Annotated in this window: 13 protein-coding genes; 6 read left to right on the top strand and 7 right to left on the bottom strand. The window is 57.3% G+C overall.

Annotated elements, in window-relative coordinates; genetic code table 11:
* Positions 1-123: 123 nt before the first annotated feature.
* The 5 genes from tnpC to JT51_RS00575 all read right to left on the bottom strand — a co-directional run bounded on the left by tnpC (position 124) and on the right by JT51_RS00575 (position 4,996).
* Complete coding sequence (gene tnpC / locus JT51_RS00595) at positions 124-1,674, bottom strand: IS66 family transposase (protein WP_037306768.1); 1,551 nt, start codon at positions 1,672-1,674, stop codon at positions 124-126.
* 55 nt (positions 1,675-1,729) lie between these two features.
* Positions 1,730-2,083 carry an IS66 family insertion sequence element accessory protein TnpB gene (tnpB, locus tag JT51_RS00590; RefSeq protein WP_037306766.1) on the bottom strand — a complete coding sequence of 118 codons (354 nt, stop codon included), beginning with the start codon at positions 2,081-2,083 and terminating at the stop codon, positions 1,730-1,732.
* Positions 2,080-2,475 (bottom strand): transposase, encoded by a 396-nt coding sequence (locus tag JT51_RS00585; RefSeq protein WP_037306764.1) that lies wholly within the window; start codon positions 2,473-2,475, stop codon positions 2,080-2,082. The genes tnpB and JT51_RS00585 overlap by 4 nt, the downstream gene beginning before the upstream one ends.
* 428 nt (positions 2,476-2,903) lie before the next feature.
* Complete coding sequence (locus JT51_RS00580) at positions 2,904-3,911, bottom strand: nucleotidyltransferase family protein (protein ID WP_037306762.1); 1,008 nt, start codon at positions 3,909-3,911, stop codon at positions 2,904-2,906.
* 23 nt (positions 3,912-3,934) lie between these two features.
* Positions 3,935-4,996, bottom strand: a complete 1,062-nt coding sequence (locus JT51_RS00575) for a hypothetical protein (protein ID WP_037306760.1) — start codon at positions 4,994-4,996, stop codon at positions 3,935-3,937.
* A 1,703-nt stretch (positions 4,997-6,699) separates the two neighbouring features.
* Here JT51_RS00575 and JT51_RS21125 point away from each other — a divergent pair.
* From JT51_RS21125 to JT51_RS00545, 5 genes are all read left to right on the top strand, one after another.
* Entirely contained in the window at positions 6,700-7,974 is a 1,275-nt protein-coding gene (locus tag JT51_RS21125) for a sugar transferase (protein WP_051927376.1), read from the top strand.
* A gap of 76 nt (positions 7,975-8,050) precedes the next feature.
* Entirely contained in the window at positions 8,051-13,165 is a 5,115-nt protein-coding gene (locus JT51_RS00560) for an Ig-like domain-containing protein (protein ID WP_037306756.1), read from the top strand.
* Between the two features lie 12 nt (positions 13,166-13,177).
* On the top strand, positions 13,178-14,365 hold the full coding sequence (locus JT51_RS21120; protein ID WP_051927375.1) for a glycosyltransferase family 4 protein: 1,188 nt from the start codon (positions 13,178-13,180) through the stop codon (positions 14,363-14,365).
* Positions 14,362-15,504, top strand: coding sequence for a glycosyltransferase (locus JT51_RS00550; protein WP_037306753.1), 1,143 nt, complete (start codon positions 14,362-14,364; stop codon positions 15,502-15,504). Before JT51_RS21120 ends, JT51_RS00550 begins: the two co-directional genes overlap by 4 nt.
* A gap of 23 nt (positions 15,505-15,527) precedes the next feature.
* Complete coding sequence (locus JT51_RS00545) at positions 15,528-16,694, top strand: polysaccharide biosynthesis/export family protein (RefSeq protein ID WP_037306751.1); 1,167 nt, start codon at positions 15,528-15,530, stop codon at positions 16,692-16,694.
* A gap of 32 nt (positions 16,695-16,726) precedes the next feature.
* Here JT51_RS00545 and JT51_RS00540 read toward each other — a convergent pair whose 3' ends face one another.
* Together JT51_RS00540 and JT51_RS00535 are read right to left on the bottom strand one after the other, a co-directional pair.
* Entirely contained in the window at positions 16,727-17,941 is a 1,215-nt protein-coding gene (locus JT51_RS00540; RefSeq protein WP_037306749.1) for a glycosyltransferase, read from the bottom strand.
* 81 nt (positions 17,942-18,022) lie between these two features.
* A complete protein-coding gene (locus JT51_RS00535; RefSeq protein ID WP_152563277.1) occupies positions 18,023-19,123 on the bottom strand; it encodes a hypothetical protein in 1,101 nt (366 codons plus the stop codon).
* 335 nt (positions 19,124-19,458) lie between these two features.
* Between JT51_RS00535 and JT51_RS00530 the strand changes: the two genes are divergently transcribed.
* Complete coding sequence (locus JT51_RS00530; RefSeq protein WP_037306745.1) at positions 19,459-20,937, top strand: O-antigen ligase family protein; 1,479 nt, start codon at positions 19,459-19,461, stop codon at positions 20,935-20,937.
* The last annotated feature ends 21 nt before the right edge of the window (positions 20,938-20,958 follow it).

Genomic DNA, 20,958 nt, shown 5'->3' with positions numbered 1-20,958 from the left:
CTCGCAGCCATGCATTCAAGTCGGCAGATCAGGATAGACGTCGGTCCGGCCAGCATCACAAAGGCTCAAATTGTGATTTTCTGCTTCGATCAAGGTAAGCGGCGTCTGAAGACCGTCTGCTATTCAGCTTGACGGCTTGAAGTTCCACGGGAGCAGATCGTCGATCTTGTTTTTGGGGTGACCAGTTGCGATGGCTTCGAGCGTGGCCTTGAGATATGCGAAGGGCTCAACACCGTTGATTTTGGCGGTTTCGATCAGGGAGGCTATGCGACCCCAGGCTTTGCCACCTTCGTCATGGCCTGCAAATAGTGCATTTTTGCGATTTAGGGCAATCGGGCGGATCAGATTCTCGACATTGTTGCTGTCGATCTCGACGCACCCGTCATTGAGGAAGGTTTGCAGGCCATCCCAGTGACGGTGGATATATGCCAGTTTTTCGCCGAGGCGAGACTTGGCCGAGACGCGGATGCGTTGAGTTTGCAGCCAGACGCCGAAGACCGCGACCAGGGGCGCAGATCGGGTCTTGCGTGCCGAGAGACGCTGGCCGGGGGATGTGCCTCGGATGTCTTTTTCGATAGCATAGATTTCGGCGATCTGGCGCAGGCCTTCGGCGGCGATCTCGGACTTGTCGCGGTCGTGGATTTCCTTGAGCTTGCGGCGGGCGTGCGCCCAGCAATGGGCCACGACGATGGGCTCGCCGCCCTTGCGCGTGGTGCGGGTCAGACGATTGTATCCGGGGTAGCCATCCAGTTGCAGGATGCCGTCGAAGCCTGTGAGGAACTTTTCCGCATTCTCGCCCCGCCGGTCGGGGGCGTAGAAGTACACGACGCCGGGCGGGTCATCGCCGCCCCAATTCCGGTCATCGCGCGCCAGTGCCCAGAGGTATCCGGTTTTGGTCTTCTTGCGGCCGGGGTCGAGGATCGGGGCTGTCGTTTCGTCCATGAAGAGCTTCGTGGAGGTCTTCAGGTGCTCGGCCAGCCGGTCCACGACCGGGCCCAGATGGAAGGCTGCCTTGCCGACCCAATCCGCCAGAGTGGATCGGTGAATGTCGATGCCTGTACGACCCAGGATTTGGGATTGCCTGTAAAGCGGACAGTGATCGGCATATTTTGACACCAACACATGCGCGATGGTGCCCTCTGTTGGCAGCGCTCTTTCGATCAGGCGCGCTGGCACCGGGGCCTGGGTCACGCCATCGGTGCAATGGCGGCAGGCGTATTTTGGACGCACGGTGACAATCACGCGCAGTTTGGCGGGCACGATATCCAGCCGCTCGGATCGGTCTTCGCCGATCTTGTGCATCTCCCCGCAACCGCAGGGGCAGGTCAGGCTATCGGGTTCGACAATCTGCTCGATGCGTTCCAGATGCTCTGGCAGGGTGCCCAGATTGCGGCGCGCCACCTGTTTGCGTTTTGGCCCATCTTCGCCCGTGACCTGAGTGTCCTTGCGCTCCTGCACACAGGCGACAGCAACTTCGAGTTCTTCGAACAGGAGCTGGCGTTCGTCCTCATCCAGCTTCTCGGACTTCTTGCCATGCACCGCATGGTTCAGTTCCGCCACCAGATGCTCAAGCCGTTTGTTGACCTCCTTGAGTTCCGCGACCTGCGCCTCGAACAGCACCCGGAACTCGGGCGGCAGCAGGCTCAAATCAAGGTCTTTGGCAGCGTCGGACATGGCTTCCGCATAGCACGAAAGCCCAGGTTTGACGCGGCCAAAACAAGCCCCTGATTCACTCAGCCGCAGCCGGAGGGCGGCTTTCCAAAGCCTTCACCTTACGCCAGTCCAACCCCGCAAAAAGCGCCTCAAACTGGGCATGGTTCAGCGCCATCGCACCGTCCCGAATGGCGGGCCAGGTGAAACTCGTGTCTTCCAGCCGCTTGTACGCCATCACAAGGCCCGTCCCATCCCAGTAAAGCAGCTTGAGCCTGTCAGCACGTTTGGAACGGAACACAAAGACAGTGCCTGTGAAAGGATCCTTGCGCAGAACAGATTGCACCAGCGCTGACAACCCGTCATGGCCCTTTCTAAAATCCACCGGATTGGTCGCCACCAGGATCCGCACCCGGTTCGAGGGGAAGATCATGACCCAACCCCAAGCGCCCGGACAATCTCAGCAATCCGTACCGCCGGAGTGGCCCCATCCAGCTTGATCAAGAGGTCTCCAGCCGCGATCTCGATGGGCTGGGTAGAAGGCATAACTTCCAGAGCAGGCGGCTCCTCAAAAACCACCAGCGGCGCAAACGCAGCTTCCTCCTCCAAAACCGGAAGAACAAGATCACCATCTTTGGCCATCCGCCGCCACGACGAGACGTGGTTCGGCTTCAAGCCATATTTGGCAGCAACATCATTCACTGCCGCACCCGTCAGCAGCGTCTCAGCCACAATCCGCGCCTTCAAATCATCCGGCCACCGCCGCCTCCCATCAGATGAGAAGATAACGCCAAGCCCAATGAGATACTCTCTTGTRCTCTCCATGGAGAAACTCACCTCAAAAAAACACTCCAAGGCGGAATCTCAGATCAACCGAAGGGCTGGAAGGTGATCGTCACGCACCGCTTACGGAATATCCATGTATTGCCTTACCCTTTGTGACGGCTTTGTTGTACAAATCCGATGAAGGATGTGTTTTGCCTTTCCCCGGACAGACTTACCCTATGGCCACAGTGACAGGTATGCCAAGAACTGTGTCACAGTTCAGAACGGTGACGCAGGTTCGGCGTTGGTATCCGCTCCACCGTCGCCAGAGTGGTCGGCAAAGATTTCGCCATTGAGCAGCTCGCCCCGCAGCCGGCCATTGAAGCTTTCTCAGTATCTGTGCTCACAATGGTATTCTGGCGCGATGCGGGGTGTCTGAAATGCGGGGGCCGGGTTCTGTCCAATCAACCTCACCCAACCGGTTCGGATTAGCTGCCAGGTCCTGCGCCGCGGGTGCGCAATTTGGTGCGTGTTCCGATGAATTGCGATGTTCTCAGCCCATAGCGGACGACCGTCCATTCAATCTGGCCCAGGCGCGGGTTCCGGAACTTGAGCTGTCGCCGCCAGTGCAGCAGTCGCACCACCTGGCTTGGTGGCTCTGCGACGGGCAGCGTCACCGCAAACAGGTGCTCGAGCATCGCAATCTGCAGATCGAAAGCCAGCCGAAAACGCCAGTTCTGCCGTTTGCTGTGAAGCCATTCCCAGTCGATCCCGGATTGCGGATCCTCAACTTGTTCAATCAGGCTCAGCAGATAGCGCAGGCTGGTTGAGCCGCTGGCAAGGGTAGAGTGGTGCAGCATGTCATGTGCGATGTTGATGAGAAAGCGCAGGCTGTCGTCCGGAACCAGAAAGTGGATGCCGTCCTGTTCCTGCTTGATCAGGCGCGTTTCAAGGTCCTTTTCGGTCAAAAGCACCGCAATGCTGGGCGGCAGGGAATTGTGCAGATCAATAGTGGCGACCGCTCCGGGGCGCCAGTAGCTGCCGGGAGAGTGCCCATATTGGCTGTTTTCAATAGCTTTGAACCCGTCCTCCTCAAAAGCGGCCTGGACCGCTGGTATGTCGGTCGGAGAGACGAGCAGGTCGATATCAATGAGAAGGCGTGAATACTCTGAAGGCTTAGCGAGCAGAGCCATCTCGCTCGCCCCTTTGATAAGGGTTGGTGTTATGCCCACCGCATTGACGTCTGCAACTGCAGTGCGAGCGAGCTCCCAAAGCTGGCGATTGCGTATTGTGTTGGCGCGTTCAAGTTCTGCCAGATATTCCCGCGCCTCGGGTTCAGCCTGGTCAGCTGTACCCGAGGCGATGAGGCTTCGGTACAATGCGGTTGCGACGAATTCGTCAGTTGCGACCGAAATCAATTCGAACCAATCGGGGTCGCCCCCGAAATCTCCGTTCAGGCAACCGGCCAGCCGTTCGAAAGGGGAGGGGGCAATCATATTCGGCTCCTGGGTCAGAGAGATCAGTTGTCCCTGACCGGTTCGGTACAGAAATCACCAAGTGCCGCTACTGCCTTGGTCAAATCGGAATAGCGCAGCCGGAAACATGTCGCGTCATTCACACACGCGGCAAGGGCGCCGAATTCATCGGTGGTCAGGTCGGTGCTGCCCGACCATGCCTGACTGATGAGTTCGGATATCGTCTGAGGGACCGGTTGCGGAGACAGGGTCGGGCTTTCATCGTTCTGACGATCGAGAAACACAATCCAGCCGACCGGGCACGGGGTGAGTGCCGTTTCTTTGTCGACCGCCAGATATCTTACATATTGCCCATCCGGCCTCAGATGAGTGTCGGCCTCGGAAATCTCGTCCTTTTTGGCGTCCAAAAGCCCCCATGCACCCGTTTTCAATGTTGACGGAAAGGGTATGGCAAAGACAGACCCGTCATTCTTCAGAACTGCAATGTCGTCCCCTGCAAGAGTGAAGCCTGCGGTATCCAGGGCCGTCGCCAGAGTACTTTTGCCCGCGCCAGGGCCCCCGACCAGCAGCATCGCACGTCCGCTGTCATGCACTGCAACCGCAGCGTGAAGCAACAGGTGGTCGGCATAGTCGAGAATGGCCTCGGTGATTGCGAGTTTCAGTTGTGGGACCAGCATGTCATCCCCGACGGGAACCGGCGGTTCGCCCCGGGGTGCGATCCCGGTCTTGTCAGACTGGCGTTGTACCAGCACATACGCATCGCAGGCAGGGCCGGCAGGCACAGCCATGTGGCTGAAGGCGGCCATCACTGAATCCGGGATGTCACCGTCAAAGCCAATAAGAACTCGGGAAATACCGGTATCGACCAGCAGCGTTTCCTTGATCGGAACAGCACCCTCTTGACTTGAGAGTGGTTCAATCGCTCCGACAGACCTGAGGCCCGCAACAACCGAAGGGGTGCAAATGGAAGCATCGCAAGGGGTGTCATCTTTACAGATCACACCCGTCTGGAACTGTGGCCATGCCTTGGCCGCTTCGCCGTTCAGAACTGAAAGGGACTGCTGTTCCTCGAGAAAAAGGTAGGCCTCGTCGCCAATCCATTCCAACTGGCTCGGGCCGGTTGGGATAAGGAGATGAGTGAAAATGCTAAACCCCTTCTTGCTTCGAAACTGGCAGACAACACCGTGATGCGGAAACCAAAATTGTTTCCTGGGCGACAGTTACGAAGTTCCCACGGCCTGACCTGGAAGTGATCTTTATTCGCAACTATTGCGCCCTCTGAATGGGCCGAAGCCCTGAACAGAGGGTGCCTAAACACAACGCGTGTTGCGTCAGCATATTTGTCGCCCAGAGGGTCTTAGTGAAATTAGTTATGAGCCGTTTCTGCCCTTCCAGTGCTTCCGGTATTTTTTGCCGCGGTACTTGCGCTTATGCCGGTGTCCGCCGGATCTGAAAATGCCCCCGGCATCTACACTTTTGGTCGTAGACAACAGAACCAAAGCCGCAGCGGAAGTTGCTCCGGCATACCGGCCCGCTTTCGCGAGAAGTTCGCGGCGTTCCGGAGATTCTGGGGTTTCAGTCTTGTCTTCATTTAAATGTGACACGTCAATTACTCCCTTCCAACTCGTAAGTTCACAATGAAGCTTTATCTTTGACCAAATGGGTGATTCTCTCAAGGGCTGTTTCGCACTGATAACGTTAACCTTTTCGCGTTCATGTAATTTTTAAGGCAATTTTGGGGCCAAATACGGTACGCAAACGACCGCAAATGAAGCGACTGTGGCTGTCCCGGTAACACGTTGATTTGTAAGGTCGCGCAAGCCCCTGCACCCCGAAATCCGTACCCCGTAGGCATGTGCTTGTTGATGGCAGGGACACGGTCATGGGCGGTATCTTACTAAAAACGGCATAATTGGAGCTTTGGAGGTGTACATCTGGCATTATTGTACTAAATTTGCCCAAACGAGCAGGTTGAAATAACCAGTACAAGCCAACAGGCGCCCTTATCGATTTCGTTCAGCCATGCCCAATTTTGGGCAAACTCTCGTGGTATTTTTACGGCGTGCTTCGGTTTGTGCGCCAGGCGGAACAGAGTATCGAGGGCGAAGTAAAATGGTAGGATACTTGGCAATCGGAGTTTTTGTGGGATGCCTTGCAGGCGGCATTTCATTGTACTTCGGCTCTGGTTTTCTGCTGGCATTCGGGGTCATTTTTCCGCTGTTTGGGTCTGTTGCCGTATTAAGCGCCGCCATTGCAGCATATTACGCCCTGCCTATCCTGAGAGAGAAAGTGCGCGGGCAGAACTGATTGGCAGGCCGCATGCCGGTTCATTGCCCCTGACATACCTTGCCGTATCTCTGAACCCCCAGTTGCAGGAAGATGGCGTGCCTGAGGTGCGTCGCGATTCGGCCATGCGAGTTCAACAAGATGAATCTTAACTTTTGACTGTCTTGTGAGAAGAAATCTCAGCGTTTTATTGGGGGCCGAAATGTTTGCCAAAAAAGGCTCAAGTTCAGAAAATTGTTTGCAGAATCGCTATTGGAATCATTAGTTAGCTTCATGGGCGATGCACCCACAGAACATGCGGCTGAGCGTGTCTGGACATCAACTTTCTTGCTTTTAGGCGTATTGTTGATAAGCTTGCACATAGAAATATCCGGGGGGGTTGTTGACTACTATCTGGTAGTTGATAGCTAATTTGTTTGAATTTTATTCTTTTGACGTTGCAATTTTTTTTGTGCAACGACTCCTCGGCGTGAAGATGTACGACCGTAAACAGTGATAGCGTTAAACGAGGAAAGATTGTCCAATGAAAAGTAATTTTCGGCATTTGGATTCTATCGCCACGACGACAAGTGATACGAGGCGCGAAGGGCAATCGCGGATCCAGCAAGTCGAACCGATTGCGCAGCGTTCAGAATTCCAGCAAAAACCCGTTTCGCCCGGCACCCCCGGTCCGACGCACAAAGGCGGGAATCCCGGCGCCTCCTCTATCCGCCCAATCGCGCGGAGCACACGAGGGCGGGCCATCGGATTCCTGCCCCGCTCTGAATTTCTGCATCGTGTATACAATGCATCAATTTCGGCGCTGCTGCTGTTTATGGTTCTGCCGCTGCTCGTCTTGATCAGCCTGGCCCTGATAGCGACGCAGAGCCGACCGATCTTTTATCGCGGCAAGCGTGTTGGCCGGGACGGTAAACTGTTCGATATTTACAAGTTCAGAACGCTGGACACGGCCAAGGCAGCCCAATTGACCAAGGACAAGGTTCTTCCCGCAGGATCCGGGCTTGAGACTCCCTTGGGTGCCTTCCTAAGGGAAACGCGGCTGGATGAGCTTCCGCAACTGTTCAATGTGCTCAAGGGCGATATGAATATCTGCGGCCCGCGTCCTTTGCGCCCCGAGATCGCGGATTTGCTGGGCTCTGAGGTGCGGGGGTTCTCTGCGCGCCTTAATGTCAAGCCCGGGTTGCTGGGCCCGACGCAAGCCCTCATGAGCCACGGAACGTCAAAAGCGATCCGGGGCCGTCTGAACGCCGCAATGTGCTCAAAACCGGTCAGCTACAAATGCGAGTTTGAGATGATCGTTTTGGTGGGTGCCTGTGTCATGGCCAGATCCGTTTCCAAGCTGGTATCGCGGCTTTTCCGGCGGAAGGCGGCAGCGGCAACACCCGGGCGCGCGCGTGACCGTGCGGCCAAAGCCGGCGTTGCAGTGTCCTATCGCTGTGCGGAATCTGTGGCGTATCCGGTTCTTCGGATTGACGACGAATGCCTGATTGTTCCCGATACCTGCGCGGAAGGCGCGGGGAAGCTGGTCATCGCACTTCCTGACGGAACCCGGCGTGTGGCCAGCATCATGTCCGAGAAACAGGACTCGCTGGCACCGGGACAGATTGTGATGCGGTACCGGCCTGGCAGTGATTATTCCCACCACATTCTGGAGCGCTACCTGAAGCAATCCGTGGTGGTGCCACATCGCTCGCATTTTCTTTTTCAGAATGTCGCCCGTTCAGTGAAAGGTCGTTTCCGACCGATTGCGCGGGTGGCTGACCATCCGGCGTCTTCGGCAGTTCACGCCAAAAGCTAATTCGACGACTATCTATTTTTTAGTTCAATAAGATTTTTAATAATTGGTGTTATGTTAATATGGGGGCAAAAGGACCATGGAACCGGTATCGTTCGGCGTAGTAGGGCTGACGGGAAGCGTTTCGAATAATCCTACGGCCATTGATTTCAGCAAGACTGGCAATCCGATCCTGTTCGTCGCGCAGCAAAACGGCGACATTTACCGATATGAGGTCGAAAGACAGCCTGACGGTCCGGATGCGGACACGATGGACGAATTTGTCGCCACCAGTACGCTTCAGATTGATGTCATTCCCGAGGATACACAGAATTTTGACGATGACGGCGATCTGAACGGGAACGAGAAACGCCAGGTCACCGGCATGGTCGTGACCAAGGATGACGACGGCAATGACGTGCTGTATGTTTCTTCGTCGGACTGGCGGATCGCTGTGGGTGAAGATAGCGGTTTGGACACGAACTCTGGTCAGGTCCACCGGATTACGCTGGACCCGGACACCGGGGCTGTGTTGTCGAATGTCGCCGTGCTGCGCGGCCTGCCACGTTCCGAGGAAAACCACGCAAATAACGGTCTCGATCTGGCCATCGACCCGGCCACGGGCGATGTCGTCATGTATGTCGCAGTGGGTGGGATCACCAACAAGGGCGCGCCGGGCAACAATTTCGCCGGCACCACCGATTTCGCCTGGTCGGGTTCAATCATCAAAATCAATCTGACCGAGCTGGAATCCTATGACATCAGAACCGATGCCAATGGCAATCAGTTCATTCTGGATCTTCCAACTTTGGACGATCCGACGCGCTCCAACATCGACCTGACGACTTTGTCCATTCAGGACCTCAATCTGGACCCCAATTTTACGCTTGATGACAACGGTGAGGTAGGAGGCGTTCTGCAACCCGATTGGGCCGGTGGTAACAACGGTTTGAATCAGGCCAAGATCACCGATTATGTTCTGGTCAGCGAACAGGGGCAGCTAAAGCTGGTGGACAATCCCATCGAGCTTTTCGCACCCGGATATCGCAATCCCTACGACGTCATCGTGATGAACAACGGCGAGGTGTTCACCTGGGACAACGGGCCGAACGGGGGTTGGGGCGGGCAGCCGCTGTCGTTCTCTGATGGCGCCATCGTCGATGACTGGACCACGGAATATGCAACCAACGAGTTCAACGAAGCCGGCAGCAGTGGCTTTGGCGATCAGCTGCATTATCTGGGGAATGTGACTGACCCCTATGGCACCTATGGCGGCCACGCCAGCCCGCTGAGGGCGGCACAGATCGCATTGCAGGCGGCGTTCAATTCCGATGGTACCTATGCGGGTGCCACATCTTCGGACCCGATCATCGTCAACGGTATCCAGATTTTTGATAACGAGGCTGACGCCCGCGACTATCTGGAACAACTTCTGATCATCTATGAACAGGACGGATCAGGAAGCTGGGTGGATGTCACATCGGACTCTGGTCTGCCCGCGGATCTGTTTGACGTGCTGTCCGGCTATGATTGGAGCCACCCCGGCAGTTCCATCGACAACCCGCTGGACTTTTTTGACGGCACCAGTGTCATGGATGGAACGCCGTATTCGCCGGAATCGCAACTTCTGAACCCAACCGAGGACGGATCGCTGGTGGTCACGCCGGAATCGACCAACGGGCTGACCGAATTCACGGCGAGCTACTTCGGAGGGCAGCTCCAGGGCACTATCGTTGCGGCCAGCTTCGACGAAACGCTTTATTTCACGCGGCTCATTGACACCGATGGCGACGGCCGGACCGACAGTGCCATGATCGTCCATACTGAATCACTGAACGGGTCGAACCCGCTTGCCCTTGTGGCCCTGCCGGATCAGGGGCTTTCACCGACATTGATCGACAATAACGGCGATGGGATCGATGATTTCTCGGGCCTGATCGCGGTGGCGACCTATGGGGCCGACACGGTCAGCTTCCTGATTCCGGGCGGGATGCCGGTCGATCCCGGCGACGATCTGGACGAGGACGGGTTGAACGACATTGTGGACACCCATGTCGGCGACCCGCTGGATGGCCTTGGCGTAACGATTGCGCAAGGTGAGACGGCGCGCTGGGGCTTTGAACTCAGCAATCCATCCTCGACGCCCATCGGTGCGGTTCCGCCGGGCAACAGCATCGCGGGTGACATTGGCGTCAATGCCGTGTTCCGCGACGGCGTTCTGGCGGCCACCGACAACGGCGGGGACGAAACCCAGGGTCTGTACAACGGTGGTGTGTTCAATCTGGGCGGCGCCTCCAGTTTCGTAAGCCTGGATGTTGCGCATGACGGAACCGCCGAAGGCGCTGTGAACACGCAACAAGATGTCCTGGGGATCGGTTTTGGTGCCCCGGATGCATTGCAACTGACCATCAGCACAGAGATGGTGAATATCTTTACCTATTCGCTTAATACCGACCCGCCAGCCAGGGTCTGGGACGGCGGAGAAAAGATCGGTTTGGTTGTTGGCCCGGGCGATCAGTCCAACTATGCCGAGGCAACCATAGCCGTTGTCGATGATAACGGGACGATCAAATACGGCGTCCAACTGATCGTCGAGACTGATGACAGCGCCCTGACCACTTTTGTCGAAATCCCCGGCATCGAGGCCCCGGTGATTGCCGGGGTAGGGGACCCGAATTTTCAGGTGGCGATTGATCTGGACCTGGCCGCGGGCAGTGAAAGCGCGACAGCGCGTGCGCGCTATGTCGATGATGGCACATATACGGACTGGGTGGCGACGTCCCCTCTGGCACTTCCGCCCGATGTGGTTGATGCGGTCAAAGGCCAGTATGACAATCTGGGCACCACAACCGGTGCCTTTGTCGGCATGATGGCCTCGGCACCCGACGGAGACGATTCCTTTGCGGCATCCTGGGATTGGATCGATGTCCAAAACGTCGACGTTCCTGTTGGCGCAGCGCGCATAGGAGTCACTGAAACCTCTGACGACATAAACAAATCGACCTTTGACACTGGCTCTTTCGTGATCACCAATACCGGTGAAAAGATTATTACCCAGGTCGAATTCGATATGACCAACGCCATTTTGCCGGATGCGGTCTTCGACCCGTTTGGTCTGGCAGGTGACACCGTTTCCAAGGGCCTGACCATCGACTCGGCTGGCGGAACCGGTGTCGATACGACACCTGATGGCTCCAACTATGTCGGCATTGGCGGAACCTCGGGATATGAAGGGCTTATTGTGACCTTCGACCCCGCATTGAATGGTGGTTTCGAACCCGGAGAGACCGTCACTTTCTCGGTCGACGTGAACCCGAATTCGGTCGCTGGCGCAGGCAATTCGCTGCTTGATGCCGGTGCCAGTCTCGGTTGGGATACGGGGGGTATCTCGGGGGCCGAAATTATCGGCACAACGGTAACCGTCACCTATGCAGATGGGTCTACCAGCACCGGCGAATTGATCAGCGCGGGAAATGATGCCGGCGCGAATACCGTGTCTTCGCAAGCCGAACCGGGGTTAGAGCCGACCCTGACTGTCAATGGTCTGGGCGACGGGGGAACAGGGACGTACAACAGCAGCGGCCCCGCAGTGATCCTGAACGGACCGGCCGGTTCTGTCGCACGCGTCACCCTGGCGAAGGGGGTCGTTCAGCCCGAAACGAACGAATTCTATAATGGCGACGCCGATGATCAGGCCTATGCTCCGCAACTCGACGCGCAGCTGGCGGCTTTGGCGACGACGGATTTCCCGGCCAACAATATCGTTGAGTTCCAGACATTCGACATCGTTCTGGACGGCTCGGATCAGGACATTTCGGCCTTGTTCGATTTTTCGGGCGTTGCCGATTACGATTTCGTTGGAGAGGACGAGGTCCCGCTTGCGTTCGTGGCGTCCATTGTCGATCCGAATGATGCAAATGCCCCGCTTGGGCCAACAACGCAGCCTATATTCCTGACTTTCGATCCGACACCACCCCCGCCACCGCCGTCCGATCCGTTCCGGGTCGAGGCCGAGACGTTTGATATCGTCAGTGGTTTTGTCGTGCAGAACAATGGCGGCGCGTCGGGGGATCAGCTGTTGCAGGCTGGCAGCAGCGGCGAACAGCGGGCGTCCTATACCTTCACCGAGGCGGCGGGTGTCTACAATCTGACGCTTGGGTATTTCGACGAATCCGACGGCCAATCGCAGCTGAGCGTTCTGGTGAACGGGGTCGAGGTCGACAATTTCATCTGGAACGTCGATGCGGGCGACGCGTTTGCCAATGCAAGCTCGTTTGCCGAGCGTGACATCACCGGCGTGGAACTGAACGCGGGCGATGTGATCGAGATCGTCGGAACCTCGGACGGCGGCGAACCGCTGCGCACCGATTACTTTGATTTCACATTTGTCGGCGCGGCCGGTCCGGATACGACCGATCCGTTTGTGCAAGCCTTCTCGGCGCCGGATATCGGGCAGGGGGATGTGGGCGCGGCCAGCACGCAGATTGTTGCGACTTTTGCCGACAATGTCTCGATCGACGTCTCCAGCATCGACGCGGGCGACATTATCGTGACCGGGCCGGGCGGTCCGCTTTCGGTGACGGGTGTGAGCGTGAATGATGGCGGCGACGGCACGCCACGGACGGCGACCTATACGGTTGCGACACCGGGCGGGACCTGGGATCTGGCGGACGAGGGCGACTATACGGTGGCGTTGAAGGCGGATGAGGTGCTGGATACCAGCGGCAACGCGGTGGCCGCCGATCCGGCGCTGGCCACCTTCACGGTCGACCTGTCAACACCGCCACCACCGCCGTCCGATCCGTTCCGGGTCGAGGCCGAGACGTTTGATATCGTCAGTGGTTTTGTCGTGCAGAACAATGGCGGCGCGTCGGGGGATCAGCTGTTGCAGGCTGGCAGCAGCGGCGAACAGCGGGCGTCCTATACCTTCACCGAGGCGGCGGGTGTCTACAATCTGACGCTTGGGTATTTCGACGAATCCGACGGCCAATCGCAGCTGAGCGTTCTGGTGAACGGGGTCGAGGTCGACAATTTCATCTGGAACGTCGATGCGGGCGACGCGTTTGCCAATGCAAGCTCGTTTGCCGAGCGTGACATCACCGGCGTGGAACTGAACGCGGGCGATGTGATCGAGATCGTCGGAACCTCGGACGGCGGCGAACCGCTGCGCACCGATTACTTTGATTTCACATTTGTGGATGACCAGATTGCGTAACGGATATGGCACATGCGAGATACATTGAACGCCCTTGACGACGGCGCGCGCCGGAGTTCTGGCCCCCGGGCGCTTTTCGCCACATACGGAAGCTTTTCGCATGTCAATGCACAGCTGTTGAACGCACTGGGGGTGGAGTTTCCCGAGGTGACGTTCGAAGCTTTCAACGTTGGCGAGGCAATGCGATCCAATTATGCGGGCCTGCTTAGTAGCTTGGTGAACGTTCCACGGGAGTACGGGCTGGGAAGTTTCCGGTCGCGCGCTGTACTACGCTATCGGTTGTTTCGAAACAGGGCTTATTTCAGAGCCGCCGAGAAGCTTTTGCAACAGCGCTTCGGAAATCGGGGGTTTGATTTCACCGTGCAGACGCAATCGATGTTTTCGGCGGCCCTGCCGAATTGCCCGAATTTTGTCTATACCGATCATGCGGCGCGTGCGCGTCTTGCCGATGAAGATCAGGAAGGCACAGGCTATCCGTCAAATCCCTGGCTGGATTGCGAGCGTCAGATCTATGAAAAGGCTGCGCACGTCTTCACGTTTGGCCCTAAAATTCGGAACTTCCTGGTTGAGGATTACGGGATTGACCCTGGTAAGGTCTCGGCGATTGGAGCAGGGGCGTCGGTCAGGCCCGCCCGGCCGCTCAATACCTCACTGGACCGTTACGCGCATCGGAATATCCTGTTTGTCGGAGTTGAATGGGAGCGCAAGGGTGGTCCCGAGCTAATCGAAGCATTTGTGAAACTACGCCAACGCCTGCCTGATGTAACGCTCTCCATTGTCGGTTGTTCTCCTGAAATTGACGTCGATGGGTGCAAGGTGATCGGACGCCGACCGCTTTCAGAGATCGAAGATTACTTCCGCCGCGCTACCTGCTTTTGCATGCCGTCGCGGGTGGAACCTTTTGGCATTGTGTTTCTGGAAGCAATGCAATTCGGATTGCCTGTGGTCTCAACCACGGCGGGGGATATCGGTGCGATCGTCAAAGATGGCGAAACCGGGCGGCTGGTGCCGCCCAGGGACAGCGCAGGACTGGCCGAGGCCCTCTATCAGGTTCTGGCCAATGCAGAGACCTGCCGCAAAATGGGGCTTGCCGGGTTGGAGCGGGGTGAAAATTTTACATGGGAGGCCGTGGCGCGACGTTTGATGGCGCAGACACCGGCGGGCGGGGGCGATTGGGCCGCCGAGGAGTTGAATTGGTGAGTATCCGGTTGCTTTATATCATCGACAGCCTGCGCATCGGTGGGGCTGAAACGCTTCTTCTCGATTTGCTGGATGCAGCGCAAAAGCGAGGAGATCAGGTAAAAGTTGCCTATTTCACGCCAGGGCCGCTGGAGGCGGAGGTCGCCCGGCGCGGTGTCGAAGCGGTGCGGCTCAGCCAACACGGTCTGCGCGATCCCCGGGCGTTGTTGCGTGCCCTTCGCCTGACGCGCGACTGGGACCCACATATTGTGCACACCCACCTGATCAAGAGCGATCTGGTCGGGCAACTGGCTGCTCGGCTTCTGAGCCGTCGTCGGGTCATCACTTTGCACAACACCGACCCCTGGCGCAAAAAAAGGGTATTGTCCGGTATCTACAGGACGCTCACGTCTGGTGCCGACGCCTGTCTGGCGGTCACGGAAAATGTTGCGGATCATGTGGCACACTATGGCGGCTACGACCGCGATCAGATTGAGGTGGTGCAAAACGGTGTCGATCTGGACCGGTTCGCCGCCGGACAGGCGCAACCGATGGATCTGACGCAATTTGGTGTGCCTGAAAACGCCGTTGTGCTTGCGAAAATCGGGCGTGTGACGGCACAGAAAGATCACGAGAATTTCCTGCAAGCCATTTCCCTGCTGCGCGACCGTAATCTGAACTTGCATGTGCTGATCGTCGGAGACGGAGAGCTTTCGGGCGTTGTCCAGGAGCGAGCGCGCAGTCTGGGGCTGGGGGATGATCAATTGACCTTTACCGGCAACCTGCGCGACATGCCGGCGCTGCTTGCGGCAATCGACATCTTTGTCCTTGCCTCAAAGTGGGAGGGTCTGCCGATGGCGTTGCTTGAGGCCATGGCATCAGAAGTACCGGTCGTGTCAACCGCGGTCGGCGGCATACCGGATTTGATTAATGACGGGGTAAATGGCATGCTGGTTGCGCCGTCGGACCCATCGGCCCTGGCTGGCGCTCTGGAGCATATGATTGCGGATGCGGACGCCCGCAGGCTTTTGGGAGAGGTCGGGCGCGGCACAGTGGAGAGCCGGTTTTCCGGTGCGGCGATGATGGATCGGCTTTGGTCCATCTATAATGCGCCGACGGCGGGATCGGAATTAATTGGTGACGGATGCGGTTCAAAGTGAACCCAGCTGACGGAGACAGGTCTATGTTTAAAGGTGTTAGAATACTGGTTTGGGCTGCGGCCCTGTATCTTGGTCTGATCCACCCGGCTACTGCAGATAGCTACCTGGTGGCCCCCGGCGACAAACTGGATATTTCAATTCTCGGACGTACCGAGTTTTCAAGGATCGCCCAGGTCAGGGATGATGGGACCTTTCGGCTTCACATGCTGGGGGCGATTGACGCCGGGGGGCTGACCCTGTCCCAGGTCGAAGACAGGATCGTAAAGCGGGCGGCGGAATCCTTTGCGGGATCGGTTTCAGTCATCGTGGATATTGCCGAGTACCGCCCGGTGTCCGTGCTGGGCGTTGTTCAGACCCCCGGCTCTTATGCATATGCGCCAGGTATGACTGTCATCAAAGCGGTCGCGCAGGCCGGTGGATATGAGCGTGTGACAGCCGGAGGCATGAATGAGCGCGATGTTGTGAATGCGCAGCAGCGCGTGATGCAGGCCCGCATACGCCTGAGTTTTGCAGAGGATAATCGCAAAGCCATCCAGGCCGAATTGGACATAGTGGAATCTGGCCAGCCGTACGGCGAGGAGCTGACGGTAGAGGGCGCAAGCCCGGATCAGGTCTCACTTGTTCGTATGGGCCGTTCCATTTTGGACGAGTCGATTGAGGGTTTCAGCCGCCGAGAGGCGCTCGCAACTGCAGAGGCGGATTTGTATGCACAACGCCGTGCCCTAATCGGGCGTCAACTTGCGGCGACGGAAGAACAGCTTGAGGATGTCAACCAACTGGTGGCGCAGGGGCTGTCCCGGCGGGAAAGGCTGACAGACCTGAAAGTAGAAGCGGATCAATTCCGGTCAGATGATCTTGAGACAACGGCATTTGCGGCGGCCGCGGCTCAGACGGCGGCGAATGCCAAAAATGAAATCGATGTGGCGCGGACCCGGTATCACCGTGACTTGCTGGCCGCCAAGGTTACCGCCGACGAGAACATCGAACTGCTTCGCTCGCAGCTTAATGCCAGTATGGATTATTTGAGGATTGCGGCCCCGTCGCTGGCAATGTCTGTCGAGGAACAGGCTGAAACCGTGTTCGAGGTGTTCCGCGCCGCCGGTGGTTCACAGGCCGAACGCGTGACCCTGACCAGCGAATTGCGACCGGGCGATGTCCTGGTCGTGAAGTTCAAGGGCGTCACGAACTGAGCCGACCACGCCAACTTATCCTGCTGGCGTGCTTATGAGGCGCCATCACCGGAGCCTGCGGCAAGATGGGATGCCGTGCGTCGCCTGCGCAAGCTAAGGCGATCAGACCGGCGTCCGGAATCCGCATATATGTCAGCCAACTTGTCGACCCAGGCATCGACACCATAGTGTTCGACCACCCGCACCCGCGCGGTTTGCCCAATTTTTTCCCGGGCCGGATCGTCCTGCAAGAGAGCAAGAACCGATTTGGCCAGCGTGTCGGGTTGTCCAGGGGGCACGACCGGGGCACCCGTGCCGTCCAGAATAAGGGCATTGTCGCCGACATCGGTCACGACGCAGGGCACCCCGTTCGCCATGGCCTCCAGCACCGACACCGGTAATCCTTCCCAATGCGAGGCGCTGACAAACAGGTCAGCAGCAGACAACAAATCCGGTACATCCTGCCTAAGGCCCAGAAATCGAACCTGTTCGGTTATGCCAAGATTTTCGGCCTGTTTTTGCAGGTTTTCATAACGGTCCGCATCCGGTGCGTTTCCAACGATCAGCAGGATAGTGTCGGACATCTGCATGGAAATCTGTGAATAGGCCGCCAAAAGATTTTCATATGCTTTTTGCCCGATGATCGCCCCTACCGCGATCAGGACCTTGCGATCCTCCACACCCAACTGCGCGCGCATTGTCGCCCGCGCGCCCTGTGGTGCCACAGCTTCGGGCGAAACCGCATTGGGAACAACGATACAATCCCGCCCGCCGGTGTCGGTTCGCGCCGCCTCTGCGACGGCCTGGCCGACAGCAATTCTGACCGTTCCGGGCATCTTCAGGACACTGCGGTACAGGATCCCGCGCAGCTTGCTGACCCGAGCTGTGCTGGCCTTGACGTTATGAATCGTCGTGGCGAAGGGCAGGCGCAGAATTGCAGCGGCCCATCCCCCCAGCACGGTTGCGGAAATCAGGTGCGCGTGCACATAGTCAAATGATCCTTTTCGAAGCTCGGACACCAGTTTCATAAAGCGGCCGGGATCAATCAGGCTCTTTCCGGGAAGATAGACCACGTCGATCCCCATTTGCTCGAGCTCATCGCTGAACGGGGTGCCGCCACCGCTGAGAACAAACACGGTCAGATCAATGTCGGGGCGGTTTTTCGTCGCTTTCGCAAAAGTCACGACCAGACGTTCGGCCCCGCCGGTGACAAGGGTGTCCACGACATAAGCCAGCTTCAGTGGCGACGGTTCAAGGCTGTTCCGCACTATTATTCTCCTGCGATCCGTTCGCGTCAGGCCCGCGCGATCTCCGATCTGGCAAATCAGGGCAAGAGAGGGGATGGCGTGTCATCGCGTTGGCGCGCGCACCTTGGGTTCGCGTTTCGCATTCTGAGCACGCAGCTGTCTGAATATGGGTTGGTAGCTTGATGGCTTGGCACCACCTTTGCCTTGTTTTCCCGCCTCGTTGAGATCGAAGGACTCTTGCCGTCCGCCAGCCAAAAGCATGCTGAACCCGGCAACGGCAATGCCCGCAAGTATGGATACGACACCGACGAGCGCAAGCAGCACCTTCCGGGATGCGGAACTGGACCGCAGCGGGGGAACCGCGCGTTCGATCACGCGCACGTTTCCTTCAATGTTCGCGCCACTCAAGGCCAGGTTGTCGCGCAGTCGCATTTGCAGATCCGCAATCTGTTGGGCTTGCTGCTGCTGAAGGGCAATCAGGGGCCGCAGAACGGGAATGAGCGCCGAGAGGTATTGCACCTTTTCCTGGTTCTCGAGCATGGCGCGTTCGATATAATCGATCCTTGCCTGCTCTTCTTCGATCTCGGTTTCGGTGCGCAGTACCTGTTCTTCCATCCCCAGACGCATGGCATAAAGATCCCGACGCACCTTGAGGGCGGCCAGGGTTGTGCGCGACTGTCTAAGAAGACCTTCGAGGTTGGCCTGATCTACGGATGACCTGTCCAGATCGAAGGTGATGAATTGCGGGTCCAGCCCACCAAGCAGTTCATGCACTTGATTGTTGGTATCGGTCGCCTGACTGGTGGCGGCATCCAGGCGGGTCTGCAGCCGCGAGGTCTCGCGGGCGGTATAAAGTTCACGCCGCCGGTCCAGAAAGGCTGCGGTGAGGGAATTGGTTAATTCGGCCGCAATTTCCGGGTCCACATGCTGGACCGCGATCTTGACCACGTATGACCCGGTGATGAGTTCAACCGTTGTCGATTCCTGCATCCACAGGACGGCCTGGCTCAGGGCTTCTTCGTCAGGTGGCAGCCCGGGGAAAGCCCGGTCCACTCCGACGGCCTCCAGCGCAGCGAGGCTAAGCTCGGGATTGTCGAGCAAAAGCATCTCGGCGTTTACGACGCCCTGAAAATCACCGGGGTTCGGGGCCTCGCCGCCGACCGTGTCCGGGACGTAGATGTATTCCTGCCCCAGAGCGAACAAAATAAGCGACCTTGCCTCAAAAACCGGCGGTCTGATCAATACGTAAAATGCAAGTACTGGAAAAACACAAAAAAAGACGATCGCAGCAATTCTTACAAATTTCCTGGGAATCCCAAGTTGGTCATACAAAACCGTACTCCTGAAATCACTTCCAAAGCCACGATGTTAACTTAACACCCGCCATGAATATATCAATAAACTATGTTTCCTTGACCTTTCAGTTCGTCCATCATGATCGAAGCGGTCGGGGTAACGATTGACTAACAGTGTTTTGTCACTACCCTCGTCGCGGTCGAATTCGGTTGTTTCGGTGTGGATCGTGTGATGGAATCCAATTGGTTGACGAAGGGCCGGTCGTGATGGCCGAGGCGACAAGATCTCCACAGTCGACGAAGCTGGTATGGATCGGGTTCGCCGCCGTTCTGGTCGCGCTCGTCATTGGGGATTCTTCGATAGTGGAGCTGATGGCGCTGGCGGTTTTCGGGGTCGTCGGTCTGGCAACACTGCACTACCCGCAGGTAGGTCTGTCTATACTGATCGTTATGATCATTTCGAACCTTTCGCCCAATCTTATTGACGCTTTTGGCGCTCCATCCACCGCAAAACTTGCTGTTCCCGGTCTTTTGGCCTTGCTGGGCACGCGCTATTTCTTTTGGGGGGATCGCCCCTATATCGGCTGGCTTTCCCTGTGGCTGCTGTCTGGATTTGTCGCGCTTACACTGTTTGGCACTACCTATGCTGTCGACTGGCGCGTGACGCTGGATAACAGCGTCGATCTGGTCAAGGTGGTGATCGTGGCGCTGGTTGTGCTGGCTTTCATGCGGTATCGGAACGGCTTTGAAACCGTCATTGTGTCGTCGGTACTGACGGTCACTGCAATTTGCGGTATGGGCTTTGTTCAGGTGCTTGGGGTTGCATTGCCGCCCGGTCTGGAAATTTTTGCACATTTCAATGAATTCCACGGTCGTTTCGAAGGGCCGATCAATGACGCCAATTTCATGGCAATTGTTCTCGTTTTCAATGTTCCGCTGGCGCTGTTTCATTTTCTTCAGGCGGACAGAATCTACAAATCCATTTTCTGGGGCCTGGCCGTGGCGCTGTTGCTGTTCGGGATTCTGGTCACCGAATCCCGCGGGGGGATTTTGGCCCTCGCCGTCGCTTTGGGTGTTCTGTTTCTGCAACTGAGCCGACGTCAGAAGATCGCCGCGATCCTCGTGTTTGTTGTTTTGCTGACGGCGGCTTCGGTCTTTCTGGGGGCTGAGGCATTCGAAAGGCTTGCAACCCTTGGCAAGCTGGTGGATTCCGTCCAGATCGACAAAAGCGCGGAAGGGCGGCTTGCCAGCTATAAGGTGGCCTGGGAACTTTTTACCACCCACCCCTGGGGCGGGGTCGGCAGCGGCAACTTCAATATTCACTATCAGGACGTCGCCTTGGAAAAAGGTCTGATCTTCCGGGGCGAGGGGCGCTCGGCCCACAGCCTCTATCTGGAAGTTCTGGCTGAAAATGGCCTGGTCGGTTTGCTCTATTTCCTGTCGATCTTGTTTCTGGCGGCTCTGGGTCTTATCAGTGCCTATAAATATGCGCGGGCGCATGGGCAGGTTCGGTTCGCTTTGTTGTTTGTGGCATTTGGCGCGGGTCTTGCCGGTTATTTGACAGGAATGGTGCTGTTACATGACGCTTATCCGACGTTTCTGTGGATCGTCATTTTGCTTGCCGTCGAAGCCGGGCGCATCGCGGAGCTGAGGCTGAGGTCAGACGTGCCGTCGCTCAAACCGGCCACTTTGCGGCTGTCGCCCGAACTACGGACTGGATGAGGCAAAGGCGTTTCCAGCCGA

This window comes from Ruegeria halocynthiae, from assembly GCF_000743705.1.
GTDB lineage: Bacteria > Pseudomonadota > Alphaproteobacteria > Rhodobacterales > Rhodobacteraceae > Ruegeria > Ruegeria halocynthiae_B.
Note: the sequence above shows the minus strand (reverse complement) of the source record. Positions and strands in the feature narration are given on the sequence as shown.